Annotated in this window: 13 protein-coding genes and 1 rRNA gene; 11 read left to right on the forward strand and 3 right to left on the reverse strand. The window is 68.8% G+C overall.

The annotated features are described in order from the left end of the window. The first annotated feature begins 142 nt into the window (after nucleotides 1-142). The 10 genes from rrf (at nucleotide 143) to ACZ7L6_RS23230 (ending at nucleotide 8,503) form a co-directional block, all read left to right on the forward strand. Nucleotides 143-259: ribosomal RNA gene (gene rrf / locus ACZ7L6_RS23185) — 5S ribosomal RNA — on the forward strand. A gap of 62 nt (nucleotides 260-321) precedes the next feature. After that, nucleotides 322-966 carry an HAD family hydrolase gene (locus ACZ7L6_RS23190; protein WP_471926841.1) on the forward strand — a complete coding sequence of 215 codons (645 nt, stop codon included), beginning with the start codon at nucleotides 322-324 and terminating at the stop codon, nucleotides 964-966. Between the two features lie 69 nt (nucleotides 967-1,035). Continuing rightward, nucleotides 1,036-1,767, forward strand: coding sequence for a VC0807 family protein (locus tag ACZ7L6_RS23195; protein WP_471926843.1), 732 nt, complete (start codon nucleotides 1,036-1,038; stop codon nucleotides 1,765-1,767). Between the two features lie 81 nt (nucleotides 1,768-1,848). Continuing rightward, nucleotides 1,849-3,099 carry an MFS transporter gene (locus tag ACZ7L6_RS23200; RefSeq protein ID WP_471926845.1) on the forward strand — a complete coding sequence of 417 codons (1,251 nt, stop codon included), beginning with the start codon at nucleotides 1,849-1,851 and terminating at the stop codon, nucleotides 3,097-3,099. After that, the gene (locus ACZ7L6_RS23205) at nucleotides 3,050-4,222 is read left to right on the forward strand and encodes an acetoin utilization protein AcuC (protein WP_471926847.1); all 1,173 of its coding nucleotides are present in this window, start codon (nucleotides 3,050-3,052) and stop codon (nucleotides 4,220-4,222) included. Before ACZ7L6_RS23200 ends, ACZ7L6_RS23205 begins: the two co-directional genes overlap by 50 nt. Nucleotides 4,223-4,703: 481 nt before the next feature. Continuing rightward, nucleotides 4,704-5,519, forward strand: coding sequence for a phosphatase (locus ACZ7L6_RS23210; protein ID WP_471926849.1), 816 nt, complete (start codon nucleotides 4,704-4,706; stop codon nucleotides 5,517-5,519). A gap of 129 nt (nucleotides 5,520-5,648) precedes the next feature. Then, the gene (locus tag ACZ7L6_RS23215; protein WP_004984898.1) at nucleotides 5,649-5,861 is read left to right on the forward strand and encodes a helix-turn-helix domain-containing protein; all 213 of its coding nucleotides are present in this window, start codon (nucleotides 5,649-5,651) and stop codon (nucleotides 5,859-5,861) included. Between the two features lie 157 nt (nucleotides 5,862-6,018). After that, nucleotides 6,019-6,117, forward strand: a complete 99-nt coding sequence (locus tag ACZ7L6_RS23220) for a 30S ribosomal protein bS22 (protein ID WP_003948845.1) — start codon at nucleotides 6,019-6,021, stop codon at nucleotides 6,115-6,117. A gap of 257 nt (nucleotides 6,118-6,374) precedes the next feature. Further along, nucleotides 6,375-7,436 carry an NAD-dependent epimerase/dehydratase family protein gene (locus ACZ7L6_RS23225; protein WP_433045179.1) on the forward strand — a complete coding sequence of 354 codons (1,062 nt, stop codon included), beginning with the start codon at nucleotides 6,375-6,377 and terminating at the stop codon, nucleotides 7,434-7,436. A gap of 14 nt (nucleotides 7,437-7,450) precedes the next feature. Next, nucleotides 7,451-8,503, forward strand: coding sequence for a lysophospholipid acyltransferase family protein (locus ACZ7L6_RS23230; RefSeq protein WP_471926851.1), 1,053 nt, complete (start codon nucleotides 7,451-7,453; stop codon nucleotides 8,501-8,503). Nucleotides 8,504-8,658: 155 nt separating this feature from the next. On the opposite strand, the gene ACZ7L6_RS23235 is transcribed toward ACZ7L6_RS23230, so the two are convergent. The 3 genes from ACZ7L6_RS23235 to ACZ7L6_RS23245 all read right to left on the reverse strand — a co-directional run bounded on the left by ACZ7L6_RS23235 (nucleotide 8,659) and on the right by ACZ7L6_RS23245 (nucleotide 13,186). After that, nucleotides 8,659-9,897: a DUF5667 domain-containing protein gene (locus tag ACZ7L6_RS23235; RefSeq protein WP_471926853.1), complete on the reverse strand. Its 1,239-nt coding sequence runs from the start codon at nucleotides 9,895-9,897 to the stop codon at nucleotides 8,659-8,661. 251 nt (nucleotides 9,898-10,148) lie between these two features. Then, nucleotides 10,149-10,922 carry an ECF subfamily RNA polymerase sigma factor, BldN family gene (locus ACZ7L6_RS23240; protein WP_433045185.1) on the reverse strand — a complete coding sequence of 258 codons (774 nt, stop codon included), beginning with the start codon at nucleotides 10,920-10,922 and terminating at the stop codon, nucleotides 10,149-10,151. Nucleotides 10,923-12,250: 1,328 nt separating this feature from the next. Beyond that, a complete protein-coding gene (locus tag ACZ7L6_RS23245) occupies nucleotides 12,251-13,186 on the reverse strand; it encodes an HAD family hydrolase (protein WP_471926856.1) in 936 nt (311 codons plus the stop codon). A gap of 170 nt (nucleotides 13,187-13,356) precedes the next feature. On the opposite strand from ACZ7L6_RS23245, the gene ACZ7L6_RS23250 reads away from it, so the two are divergent. Then, complete coding sequence (locus tag ACZ7L6_RS23250) at nucleotides 13,357-13,644, forward strand: glutaredoxin family protein (RefSeq protein WP_471926858.1); 288 nt, start codon at nucleotides 13,357-13,359, stop codon at nucleotides 13,642-13,644. Nucleotides 13,645-13,781 lie beyond the last annotated feature (137 nt).

Below are 13,781 nucleotides of genomic sequence, written 5' to 3' on the forward strand. Positions count from 1 at the left end.
GTTGATAGGCCGGATCTGGAAGCACGGTAACGTGTGGAGGTGACCGGTACTAATAGGCCGAGGGCTTGTCCATAGAGGCTCGCGTCCACTGTGTTAGTTCTGAGGCAACGACCGTGTTGTGTCCGGTCTAACTTCATAGAGTTTCGGTGGTCATAGCGTGAGGGAAACGCCCGGTTACATTCCGAACCCGGAAGCTAAGCCTTACAGCGCCGATGGTACTGCAGGGGGGACCCTGTGGGAGAGTAGGACACCGCCGAACAAATCTTGAGAAAACCCCCGTGCCATTCGGCACGGGGGTTTTCTGCGTTTAGGCTCATGAATATGCGCCACGACCTCGTGATCTTCGACAATGACGGTGTTCTCGTCGACAGTGAGCCGATCTCCAACCGGCATCTCGCCGCCTATCTGACCGAGCTCGGGCATCCGACCACTTACGAGGACTCGATCCGGGACTACATGGGCTCCGCCATGCACCGGATCCATGACCTCGTCCTGGAGCGGAGCGGGCGGCGGTTGCCGGAGGAGTTCGACGATGTCTTCCATGCGCGGGTGTTCGCCGCGTTCGAGCGGGAGTTGCAGCCGGTGGCCGGTGTCGGGGACGTACTGGAGAAGCTGGCCGCGGACGGGCTTCCGTACTGTGTGGCGTCTTCCGGGAGTCATGAGCGGATCCGGGTGGGGCATCGGGCGACCGGGCTGGAGCGGTGGTTCGAGGACGGGCGGATCTTCAGTTCGCAGGATGTGGGGCGGGGGAAGCCGGCGCCGGATCTGTTTCTGTATGCCGCCGAGCGGATGGGGGTCGCTCCGGAGCGGTGTGTTGTCGTCGAGGACAGTCCGCTGGGGGTCCAGGCCGCTGTCGCCGCCGGGATGGATGTGTACGGGTTCACCGCGATGACGCCTGCCGACAAGCTCGGCGGTGCCACTGAACTCTTCTCCGACATGCGGGAGTTGATCGACCTGCTCGTCTGACATTTGTCATGCCGAGCTCCGGACGATCGTTTCTACTGGCCGACCTCGGCCGGGCGAGAAGCTGAGGGCATGACGACGAGGACGAGCATGAAGTCGGGCGAACAGTCGGGCGAGCGGACGAGCAATCGGAACACCTTCGGGCCGCTGATCGTGGACGTGGCCGTGCCCGTCGGGTCGTACTACCTCTTCAAGGAGGCATTCGGGACGAGCACGTTCATGGCGCTCGCCCTGAGCAGTGTGGTGCCGGCCCTGCGGACGGTGTGGTGCGCGGTCAAGGAACGGAAGACCAACGGGCTCGCCGTCCTCATCCTCGTCGTGAACGTGGTGTCGCTGCTGCTCAGTTTCGTCTCCGGGGACCCGCGGCTGATGCTCGCCAAGGACAGCGGCGTCAGCAGCACGATCGGCATCGCGATCCTGGTGTCGGTGGCGCTGGGCCGGCCGATGATGACCGAGGGGTTCAAGCCCTTCCTGGTGCAGGGCGACCCGGCCAGGCAGGCCGCCTGGGAGCGGCTGGCGGGCGGGTCCGCGGCCGGCTCGGCTGCGTTTCTGCGGTCGGAGCGGGTCTTCTCGGTGGTGTGGGGTGTCGTCCTGCTTGCGGAGTGCGTGGTGCGGGTCGTCGGTGCCTACACGGTGCCCGTGGACACCATGGTCTGGCTCGGGTCCGTCATCCTGATCGGTTCCATGGCGCTGGCCTTCGTGGTCAGCCGCACGATCGCCGCCGTGCCCATGGCGCGGCTGCTCGGCGCGGAGGTGAAGGCGGTGGAGACCGCCGCGCGGTCCGAGGTGGCAGTCGCCGCCTGAGGTGGTCGTCGGCAGAGCTGAGGGAAATTCACCTTTGGCTGGATCTACCCACGGGTAGGCCGGGGCCCTACGCTCGCCGCCATGACTGATGTGCTGCGGCGCGGTAGGGCCTCGTTGGCGTTCAGCTTCTTCGCTCAGGGTGTCGCCTTCGCGCTGCTCGTGACCCGGATTCCGGCCATTCAGGACCGGTACGGGGTCTCCGACGCGCTGCTGCCCGCCTTCCTCGCCGCCGTACCGATCCTGGCCGGCGTGGGGAGTGTGGCGACCGAGCGGCTGGTGCGGCGCGTACCGCCGAGTCGGCTGCTGCGGTGGTCCCAGCCTGTCGTGCTCCTGGCGCTGCTCGGGGTCGGGGCGGGGGAGCGGATGGTCGAGCTGGGGGTGGCGCTCGCCGCGTTCGGGTTGGCCGTGGGCGCGCTCGACGCCTCGATGAACATGCTCGGGGTGAGTCTGCAGCGGTCGTACGGGCGCAGCATCATGCTCAGCTTTCACGCCGCGTACAGCCTGGGCGGGATCGTGGGGGCCTCGCTGGCCTGGGTGGGGGCGCACTGGGAGCTGGCGCTGGTCGTGTCGTATCTGCCGGTCGTGGTGGTGTTGTTGCCGGCCGCGCTGGTGGGGAGTCGGTGGTACGTCGACGGGAGTGGCGAGGGCGGCGGGGGCGATGCCGGGGCGGAGGTGTCAGGGGAGTCGGGGGAGCGCGGGCCTGTCGTCTTCAAGGTGCTGCTGCCGTTCTGTCTTGTGATGACCTTCGCGTACATCGGGGACTCGACCGTCTCCAACTGGAGCGCGAAGTATCTGCAGGACGTGTTGGGGAGTTCGGAGCAGCTGGCGACCGTGCCGTACAACGTCTATATGGTCACCACCCTGTTGGGACGGGCCCTCGGGGACTTCGGGGTGCGGCGGTTCGGGGCTGTCGCTGTGGTGCGGATGGGGGCGCTGGTGGCCGCCGGGGGGTTCGCGGTCGTGGCCGGGGCGCCGGGGGCGTGGGTCGGGATGCTGGGATTCACGCTGCTCGGGGTGGGGTTGTGTGTGCTGGTGCCACAGACGTTCGCGGCGGCCGGGCGGCTCGCTTCTGAGAAGTACGGTCCTGGGGCTTCGGATGCGGCTATCGCGCGGCTCAATGTGTTCAATTACGTGGGGTTTTTGATCGGTTCGCCCTTGGTGGGGGCGCTGGGTGATGCGTGGAACTATCGCGGGGCCATGCTTGTGCCGATGGTGTTGGTGCTGGTGACGCTTGTGTACGCCCGGTCGTTCGCCGCTCAACCGGACCGATACGGTGGCGGGCATGAGCGGCCGCGCACAGCTGATGTGGGACGAGGCAGTAACGGGCTATGACTTCGGCCGGGACCATCCGATGGACCCGGTCCGGCTCGCCCTGACCAGGAGGCTCGTCGATGCCTTCGGGCTGGACAAGGACGTCGACGTCGTGGCGGCGCAGCCGGCCGGTGAGTCGACGTTGCGGCTGGTCCACCGGGAGGACTACATCGAGGCCGTGAAGGCGGCCTCAGCAGATCCCGGGGCGGCGGATCAGTCGTATGGGCTCGGGACGATGGATGATCCCGCGTTTGCCGGGATGCATGAGGTGTCCGCGCTCATCGCGGGGCAGTCGGTAGGGGCCGCGGAGGCCGTGTGGCGGGGCGAGGCGCTGCATGCGGTGAACTTCGCGGGCGGGCTGCACCATGCGATGCCTGGGGGCGCGTCGGGGTTCTGTATCTACAACGACGCCTCGCTGGCCATTGCCCGGCTGTTGGAGCTGGGGGCCGAGCGGGTCGCGTACATCGATGTGGATGTGCATCACGGGGATGGTGTGCAGGCGGCGTTCTGGGAGGATCCGCGGGTTCTGACGATCTCGCTGCATGAGCATCCGCGGACGTTGTTCCCGCAGACCGGGTGGCCGGAGGAGACCGGGGGCGAGTCCGCGGAGGGTACGGCTGTGAATGTGGCGTTGCCGGCCGGGACCGGGGATGCGGGGTGGTTGCGGGCGTTCCATGCCGTGGTGCCGGAGCTGATCGCCGACTTTCGGCCGCAGGTGCTGGTGACTCAGCACGGTGCCGATACGCACTTCGAGGATCCGCTGGCTCATCTTGCGGTGTCGTTGGATGCGCAGCGGGCTGTGCAGGTGGCCTGCCACGAGCTGGCGCACGAGTACTCCGGGGGGAAGTGGGTCGCGCTGGGTGGGGGTGGATACGCCGTGGTGGAGGTTGTGCCGCGGTCGTGGACGCATCTGGTGGGGATTGCGGCGGGGCGGCCGATTGAGCCGGAGCTGATGATTCCGGAGGGGTGGCGGCAGGAGGTTTTTGCGCGGACTCGGCAGTTGGGGCCGGTGCGGATGACTGATGGGCGGTGGCCGGTGGGGTGGGCCGGGTGGGAGGCGGGGTACGACCCTGCGGATCGGCTGGATCAGGCGGTGCTGGCTACTCGTAAGGCGGTGTTTCCGTTGCGGGGGTTGTTGGCGTAGGTGGGGGTGCGGTCGGGATTTCTCGCCCCGCCGCCCCTACCCGTCCCATCCTGAAGGGGCTCCGCCCCTTCGACCCCGCCAGGGGGCTCCGCCCCCTGGACCCCCGTCGGCCCTGAAGGGGCCTTGTCCTCAAACGCCGGACGGGCTGAATGGTGCGGACCGGCGTCGAGAGGTGGCTGGCTTCTGCGGGTGGGTGGGGGCTCGGGATGGTGGCGCCTCGTCCTCGAACGCCGGGCGGGTTGGATGATGCGGACCGGCGTCCAGAGGTGGCTGGCTCCTGCGGGTGGGTGGGGGCTCGGGATGGCGGCGCCTCGTCCTCGGACGCCGGGCGGGCTGAAAGATGCGATTCGGTGTCAAGAGTGGCCGGGGGTGGCGTGAGCGTCCCGTGCGGGTCGGTGCGGGGCTGGGCGCATTAGCCCAACTGTGCGGTGTTTCCCCGTTCCCACGCCCCCGTGCCGTTCCCTCCGTCAGCATCGCTGACGTGGTGAGTACCGGAGCCCTTCGGGCGCATCTCCTGGCCGTTCGGCTTGCCGGGGCTGTGGCTACCTCTCGGGAGGAGAGTCTCAGGAGTTATCGGCTTTTCGCTGCTCGTGATCCGCGGGTGCTCATGGGGCTGGATCCCGAGTTGAGCTGGCGGCAGCGGGATCTGATCGAGTTGATGGCGGACAAGTGTGGGGTTTCGGCCGATCCGGCGTGCACTTCCGGACTTGATGTGATCGATCCTGGGCGGACTTTGAGAGGTCTGGACGCCTTTGCCGATCGGATCGGTGCTGCCGCCCAGCGCGGCGCGCCCGTGCTGCTCGGTACCGGGCACCCCCATCGTCTGCTCGGTTTCTACGCCGCCTTGGCGGACGCGTTGTCGGCGGCGGGGTGTGCCGTCCTCACCCCCGCGCATGGTCGCTGTGTCGACATAACGACCCGGTTCGGCCTACGCACGTACAACCTTGACTACGTACGAGGAGTCGCGTTGGTGCGGGAACCCGGCGCTCCGTGCACCGGGCGTGAGACCGGCGCACACACCCATTCGCCCCTCCCGGTTCGTACCGCGCTCGCCGCCGCCGCGGAGGCCGGCGGCCCGCTGCCGGAGCTGGTGATCGGGGACCACGGGTGGGTCTGCGGGGCAGGTCAGCTGGGGTTTGAGGCCATTGGTCTCGCCGATACGAATGACCCCGCGCTCTTTGTGGGGGAGGCGGAGGGGGTTGTGTCCGCCGTCGTTCCGGTTGATGACGCTGTGCGGTCTGTTTACTACCGGCCGCTTACCCGCTACGTACTCAATCGAGCGTGTCTGTCACAGTAGGCCGCCGATGGGTGCACCTCTTCCCCACTCGCATCACCCGCCCCTACATTGGGGAGTGAGCACGCAGCGACGAAGAGTCACCGGAAGGGGAAGCCGGTGGCCGTCGAGTGCGGAAGGTTCAGGTGTGTCATGGCTGCAGCTGGCGAGAGGCCTCTGAACGAGGTTCAGTTCCTTACCGTGGCGGAAGTCGCCTCGGTGATGCGAGTGTCGAAGATGACCGTGTACCGGCTGGTGCACAGCGGTCATCTGCCCGCGATCCGGGTGGGGCGGTCCTTCCGCGTCCCGGAGCAAGCGGTTCACGAGTACCTCCGCGAGAGTTATGTGGGGGTGGAAACCGCCTGACGGCAGTGGGCGAAGGGGATCCTCAGGGCTGTTCGGGATTCCCTTCCGTCCCCCTCGATTACGACCTCAGCGCTCGGGCGGGTAGGCTAGCCCCTCGTAGGTCGTGTGGGCCCATGGCGCCCAAACACCGAGTGATGAGAAGTGAGCGAGGGTAGTCGTGGGCTCTGTTATCAAGAAGCGGCGCAAGCGGATGGCCAAGAAGAAGCACCGCAAGCTGCTCAAGCGCACGCGCGTTCAGCGTCGCAACAAGAAGTAAGCGACGCCGCGGAAGCGGCGACGTGCTTGTGGCCCCCCACCACACCCGGTGGGGGGCCACACGTGTATCGAGGTGATGTGCGAGGGGGCGAACTCTGTGCGTATGCCTGGACAAAGGCGTGACCCGTCTGGTCGTACGCAGGGAATTCTCGTCACTTCATGCATTGGGCGGTCATCACAGCGCAACATCGACCCGCTAAGTTGGCCGCACACGGGGAACTCGGCAGGGGTACGAGTGCTGGAAGGAAGGCGCTGATCTTGGGCAAGGTCGTGCTCGTGACCGGAGTGGCCCGTCAACTGGGCGGCCGTTTCGTACGACGGATCCAGCGTGACCCACAGGTGGACCGGGTGGTCGCCGTGGACGCGGTCCCGCCCGAGCATCATCTGGGCGGTGCCGACTTCATCCAGGCCGACATCCGGCAGCCCACCATCGCGCGGGTACTGGCCGAGAGCGGCGCCGACACCGTCGTACACATGGACGTGACCGGAACCGCGCTCGGCAGTGGCAGCCGGACCACGGTCAAGGAGACCAACGTCATCGGGACCATGCAGCTGCTCGGTGCGTGTCAGAAGTCGCCCGCCGTCAAGCGGCTCGTGGTCAAGTCCAGTACGAACGTCTACGGGTCCGCGCCCCGCGACCCGGCCGTGTTCACCGAGACGACCCCGCCCAAGTCCCTGCCCAGCGGCGGCTTCGCCAAGGACGCGGTGGAGGTCGAGGGGTATGTGCGGGGCTTCGCGCGGCGGCGGCCGGACGTCGCCGTGTGCGTGCTGCGCTTCGCCAACATCCTCGGGCCGAGCGCCGACACGCCCCTCGCCTCGTACTTCTCGCTGCCCGTGCTGCCGACCGTCTTCGGGTACGACCCGCGGCTGCAGTTCGTGCACGAGGACGACGTGATCGAGGTGCTGCGCATCGCCTCGCACGAGCCGGAGCGGGGCACGCTCAACAGCGGCACCTTCAACATCGCCGGCGACGGCGTCCTGCTGCTCTCGCAGTGCTCCCGGCGGCTGGGCCGCCCGACCGTGCCGCTGCTGCTGCCTGCGGTCACCTGGGCGGGCTCCCTGGTGCGTACGCTGGGCATGTCGGACTTCTCGCCCGAGCAGATCCGGTTGCTCACGCACGGCCGGGTCGTGGCGACGGACCAGATGCGAGAGACGCTCGGATTCAAGCCGAAGTTCACGACGGCGGAGACCTTCGCGGAGTTCGCGCGGAGCCGCGGCCCCGGTCTGCTGCCGCCGGAGGCCCTTGCGGGGGCCGTCGACCGGATCGCCGCGTTGCCCGTCCTGGGCGGCGGACACCCCCCGACGCAGAGCGCCAACTGAGGAGCGCATCAACGATGGCGGACGCCAAGGTCATTCCGTTCGACGACGACCGGTCCCGCGGAAGCGCCGTGCAACGGCCGCAGCGGCGCCGGAGCGCGGGGAGCCGGCGCAAGAACGGTGAATCCGCGCTGGTACGCGAGGTCCAGCCCCTCCCCGGACGGTCCTTCGCGCAGGATGATGTTCCCGTGACACGTGAGGAACAGCCGCCCCAGAAGACGCAGGACGACGGCGGCCTGGAGCGGCGCATCGCGAGCGGCCTGGCCTTTCTGCGCCGCCGCCTCACCGGGGACTACGAGGTCGACGACTTCGGGTACGACGAGGAGCTCACCGACCAGGTCCTGATGTCCCTGCTGCGCCCGGTGTACGAGAAGTACTTCCGGGTCGAGGTGAAGGGCGTCGAGAACATCCCGACCGAGGGCGGCGCGCTGATCGTCGCCAACCACTCGGGCACGCTGCCGCTGGACGGCCTGATGATGCAGGTCGCCGTGCACGACCACCACCCGACGGGCCGGCACCTTCGCCTGCTCGCCGCGGACCTGGTCTTCATGCTGCCGGTGGTCAACGAACTCGCCCGCAAGCTGGGCCACACCCTGGCGTGTGCCGAGGACGCCGAGCGGCTGCTGGGCGAGGGCGAGTTGGTCGGTGTGATGCCGGAGGGCTTCAAGGGCATCGGCAAGCCGTTCAGCGAGCGTTACAAGCTGCAGCGCTTCGGCCGTGGCGGCTTCGTCTCCACGGCCCTGCGCAGGGGCACGCCGATCATCCCGTGCTCGATCGTCGGGGCCGAGGAGATCTACCCGATGATCGGCAACGCGAAGACGCTGGCCCGCCTGCTGGGCTTCCCGTACTTCCCGCTCACCCCGACCTTCCCGTGGCTGGGCCCCCTGGGTGCGATCCCGCTCCCCACGAAGTGGACGATCCAGTTCGGCGAGCCGATCCCGACGGACGGCTATCCGCCGGAGGCAGCCGAGGACCCGATGCTGATGTTCAACCTGACCGACCAGGTGAGGGAGCAGATTCAGCACACGCTGTACAAGTTGCTGGTACAGCGGCGGTCGGTCTTCTTCTGACGCTGACTGGGTGACGCTGACGGAAGAAACGTTTGTACGTCGACGGATGGGGGGCGTCCGTCGACGTACGGGGACGGGGGCGCCCGTACGACGATGGGGACGCCCCCTGTGACGGGGGCGCCCCCATGGCCGTACGACTTGCTGCTCTGCGGCGGCTAGTTCGCGTCCTCGCCCTCGATGCCCAGGCCGGGGAGGAGGCCCGGGAGGAGCGGGGGGAGGGTGACGGCGGGGTCGGTGCTCGGGGTCGATGTGGACGGGGGCGTACTGCTGGTGTCCTTCGGCGGGTCGAGCAGGCCGCCCGTGTTTCCGCCGAGCAGGCCCTCGCTCTCGCTGCCGGAGCCCTCGGTCGACTTGCTCGGGCTGCTGGACTGGTTGCGACCGGAAGAGCCGCTGCCCTTGCTGGGGTGGGCCGACCGGTCGGAGCCGGAGCTGCCGGTCGACGTCGATCCCGAACCGCCTCGCCGCTTGCCCTCGCCGCCCTTGGCCGGGGGCTGCGGGAGGAGGGACTCCAGCGGGGCGACCTCCTCGTCTATGGCGTCGAACACCGACGACACCTTGGTACTGACGTCCACGAGCTGAAGGGGAAGCCGCTCGCGGAGGTTGCCCCACGCCGCTCGGTGCGAGCGGGAGAAGGCGGAGAGGGCCTGGATGGGGCCCAGGGAATCGGGGTGGCGCTGGTACGCCTCGCGCAGCAGGCGATGCCCCTCTGAGGCGTCGTGCTGCATGCCGGACAGGGCGCGGCGGATCTCTGCCAGCGACTCGTGGTCGAGCTGTCCGCCGCGGCCGCGCTCCATGAGCCGACGAGCCTCGCTCAGCCGGGTGGAGGCCTGGTCGAGGTAGGTGCGCCCGCGCTCGTCGTCGCCGTCGGCCAGGACGTTGAGCTTGAAGTCCTCGATGCCGCGCTTGAGGGGGTAGAGGGAGTCACCGGGCAGGGCGTCGGAACTCGCGGCGGCCACTCCACCGAAGGCTCCCGCGGCGACACCGACGCTGAGCCCGCCCGCGGTGAGGCCCTTGGCGAGCCGTGAGCGGGGCCGCAACTTCCCCAGCGGGGAGGCCCGATGAGCCCCCCGTGCCCGGTCCGAACGCTGCTCGGGCAGGGCGGGTCCCGCCTCGCCTCCCGCCGTGCCCTCCTGCAGCATGGCCTCCATCGCGGCCACGAGCTGGGCTCTCTGGACGACCTTGACCTCGGGGTCGAGTACGGGCTTGGGCAGCTCGCCGAGACCCTCGGTGAGGGCCAACAGGCGCCCCTGCTCGGTCTGTTCCGCAGCAGCCGGTGCCGGTGCCGATCCATCGGGCTGCTCGGCCTGCTCGGCCGCCGAGCCCCGGTCGGTCAGCTCCTCCAGGGCCTGGGCGAAGGCGTTCGCCCGCCGGTGTGCCGATACGTTCGCGATCACTGGCGGCACCTCCTCTCGTGATGACGGTCGGCTCCCCAGGGGGTCCTGAGGGTTGCACGCCCTGACCACATCCACGCGATCGAGTGAACGAAGTCGGCCAGGGAGTGACCACAGGGAGCCTGCATCCCGCACAACGAGCGGCTCGGCACTTGGGTTACGGACGGCGGATGAACGGACCGCGAAGTCAACGGACTTTTACTTACGGTGAGTTGGTGACTGCGGAGCGTGTCGGCTCGGGGTGGGTGGCGTGTTCAGCGCGCGTCGTCCGGGAGGAGTCGGGCGAGGGTGCGAACGGCCCGGTACTGGAGGGTCTTGATGGCGCCCTCGTTCTTGCCCATGACGCGGGCGGTCTCGGCGACCGAGAGGCCCTGGAGGAAACGGAGGGTGACGCACTCCTGCTGCTGGGGGTTGAGCCGGCGTACGGCGTCGAGGAGGGCGGCGTTGGAGAGCGACTCGAGGACCGAGTCCTCCGGGGAGCGCTCGACCTCGTTGGCGTCGAGCATCTCACCGGTGGTCACCTCCAGCCGGAAGCGGCTGGACTTGAAGTGGTCGGCGACGAGGTTGCGGGCGATGGTGACGAGCCAGGCGCCGAAGTCCCGGCCCTGCCAGGTGAAGGTTCCGATGCGTCGGAGGGCGCGCAGAAAGGTCTCGCTGGTGAGGTCCTCGGCGGTGGCCTTGCCTCCGACCCGGTAGTAGATGTAGCGGTAAACGGTGTCGCTGTACTGGTCGTAGAGCCGTCCGAACGCGTCGGCCTCGCCGGCCTGTGCGCGTTCCACGAGATCCATCATGCGAGCGCTGTCGCTGTCTGCGGCCGGCCGCCGAGCGGTCGCCGCGCCGGCCGAGCGTCCGCGTCTGCCGACGGCGGCGCTGCCGTCGGCGAGCGCGTAGCACGGGCCTACGGGCACGGTGGTTACGGCGAGGGCGGGGACGGCGTACGCGGTGGGGACGAAGCCGCGCAACAGGTCTTGGACCGTTGCGCGCAGCGTAGCCAGGCCCGAGGCGTCAACCCCGACGTGTGGGTACACGGGACTCCCAGAGGCAGAGCTTCCATCACGTGCAGTGCGGGACCGTTCACCCGTCGTAGCGACGGAGGGGTACCGGTTTGCGTCTGAGGAGAATAACGCTTCGTGCAGGCACTGCTACGCCCAGTTGCTCAAATCACCGATTGCGTCTCTTCTGTAACCGATTGACGGTCGATCAAGTGCCGCAGGGTGACCGGTTGTTGATCGAAATCGTCCGTGTTCCGGCTGACTCCGGGGCGTGTTGTGGCCGTGTGCAGCCAAGGGGACTGGACAGGGGGTTGTGGGGGTATGGAGTGCGGATTGGGCGCGTGACCGGGCGTGGTCAATCCAGCGCCGTGCGGAGTCTCGCCCCCGCCGCCCCTACCCGTCCCATCCTCCAGGGGCTCTGCCCCTTCGACCCCGGTCCCTGGGGGCTGCCGCCCCCAGACCCCCGCATCGGCCCTGAAGGGGCCTCGTCCTCAAACGCCGGACGGGCTGGATGGCGGGCCGGCGTTGGGGAGCCGAGGGCCCAGCGGGTGGGTGGGGGTTCGGGATGGTTGTGCTCGTCCTCAAAGGCCGGGCGGGCTGGACGCTGTGGGGCGGTGGCGTCGAGATCTGGCCCCAGGGTCGCAGTCGCCCTCGCCGCACGACGAAACCGTGGGCGCTGCGCGAACCCTCGGTCAGCCGCAGCGGCCGCCGCAGGCATACCTGCGCATCCCGCTCAGCCGCACAAGCCCGCCGCAGGGTTGGAGGCGTCGGCACGCGCACGCTCCCGCCACCCGGGTACCCCCGGGCCCGCTACCGCCTCACTGCCGGGCTGAGCGCGTAATCCCACTCAGCCGCAGGGCAGGTGTCGGCGCGTCCGCAGGCTCCCGCCACCCGGGCACTCCCGGGCCCGCTACCGCCTCACTGCCGGGCTGAGCGCGTAATCCCACTCAGCCGCAGGGGAGGTGTCGGCGCGTCCGCAGGCTCCCGCCACCCGGGTACCCCCCGGGCCCGCTACCGCCTAACTGCCGGGCTGAGCACGTAATCCCACCCAGCCGCAGGGGAGGTCGGCGCGTCCGTAGCTCCCGCCACCCGGGCACTCCCGAACCCGCTACCGCCTAACCGCCAGGCTGAGGGCGCAATCCCACCCAGCCGCAGGGGAGGTCGGCGCGTCCGTAGCTCCCGCCACCCGGGCACTCCCGAGCCCGCTACGGCCCAACCGCCAGGCTGAGCGCGTAATCCCACTCAGTGGCAGGGGGCAGACACCGGTGCGTCGTCAGTCGTGCGCTTCCCGCTCGGGCGCTACCGTCCCAGCCGCAGGGCTCGCCCGACCCCCAGCCGCACCGGCCCCAGGTACGCCCCCGTAACTACCGCCGGCGTCGGTGCAGGGCGATTGCCGCTGCTGTGCCTCCGGCTACCGCGCCCACGCCGGCGGCTGCTGGGATGCCTACCTTGGCTGCTTTTCGGCCTGTGCGGTAGTCGCGTAGGCGCCAGTCCAGTTGGCGGGCGTGTTTGCGGAGTTTGGTGTCGGGGTTGATGGCGTAGGGGTGGCCGACGAGGGAGAGCATGGGGATGTCGTTGTGGGAGTCGCTGTAGGCCGCGCAGCGGGAGAGGTCCAGGCCCTCCGCTGATGCCAGCGCGCGGACCGCCTCCGCCTTCGCCGGGCCGTGGAGCGGTTCGCCGACCAGCTTGCCGGTGTAGACGCCGTCCACCGATTCCGCCACCGTGCCCAGGGCGCCCGTCAGGCCGAGGCGGCGGGCGATCACTTGGGCGATCTCGACGGGGGCCGCTGTCACCAGCCATACCTTCTGGCCCGCGTCCAGGTGAGCCTGGGCCAGTGCACGCGTGCCGGGCCAGATGCGCTCGGCCATGTACTCGTCGTAGATCTCCTCGCCGATCGACATCAGTTCGGAGACCCGGTGGCCCTTGACGATCGACAGGGCCGAGTCGCGTGCGTCCTGCATGTGTTCCGGGTCCTCGACGCCCGCCAGGCGGAACCACGCCTGCTGCCAGGCGAACCTGGCGAGGTCGCGCGTCTCGAAGAACTTCCGCTTGTACAGGCCCCGCCCGAAGTGGAAGAGGGCGGCACCTTGCATCACGGTGTTGTCCAGGTCGAAGAAGGCGGCGGCCTTCTCGTCGCCGAGTACCGGGAACTCCGGTTCCGTCGAGGAGGTCTCCGGGACCTCCGAGGCCGTCGCTTCCTGCGACGACTTGCGCGCTGCCTCCGCAGAGGCCTCGCCTGCCAACACACTCCGCGCCGTGGCGGAGCGCCTACGGGGAGTGAGCCATCCGAGAGCGGCCATGACCGTGAGCATAGCCAGTTTGTTCGGTGCAACCGGAGTCGAGAGGTTTGAACGCTGTGAACTCTCCGCGACCGTGTCGTTAAAGAAGCGATCCGGCGGGCCGCCGGCCTCCGGTTCGCCGGTGGTCCTGGGGATCTCCGTCGGCGCCCTCCGCGGCTCGCCGCGCGAGAATGGCTGACATGAGCCCTCTCTTTCGTCGCGGCGCGGCCAAGTCGCCCCAGGACCGGCTGGTCACGCTCATCCGCAAACCCGGCTGCCATCTGTGTGATGACGCACAGATCGTCATCGAGAAGGTGTGTGGGGATCTCGGGGTTTCCTGGGAGGAGAAGGACATCACCGAGGACCCTCAACTCCACGACCAGTACTGGGAGCAGATCCCCGTGGTCCTCGTCGACGGCGCCCAGCACACCTTCTGGCGTGTGAACGAAGATCGCCTCCGCAAAGCCCTCACCGAGTAGTCCCAAGGACTGACCGACCAGTCCAACTGGGACGGAAACTGGCTTAGGATCGACGGCGACTTGGTCTCGGGGGCGGGGATCGTTGAGGAGAGTGTGCGGTTTTGCCCCCAAGAGATGAGGAACGGTGGTGCGAATGC

This window comes from Streptomyces sp. NPDC107522, assembly GCF_055657525.1.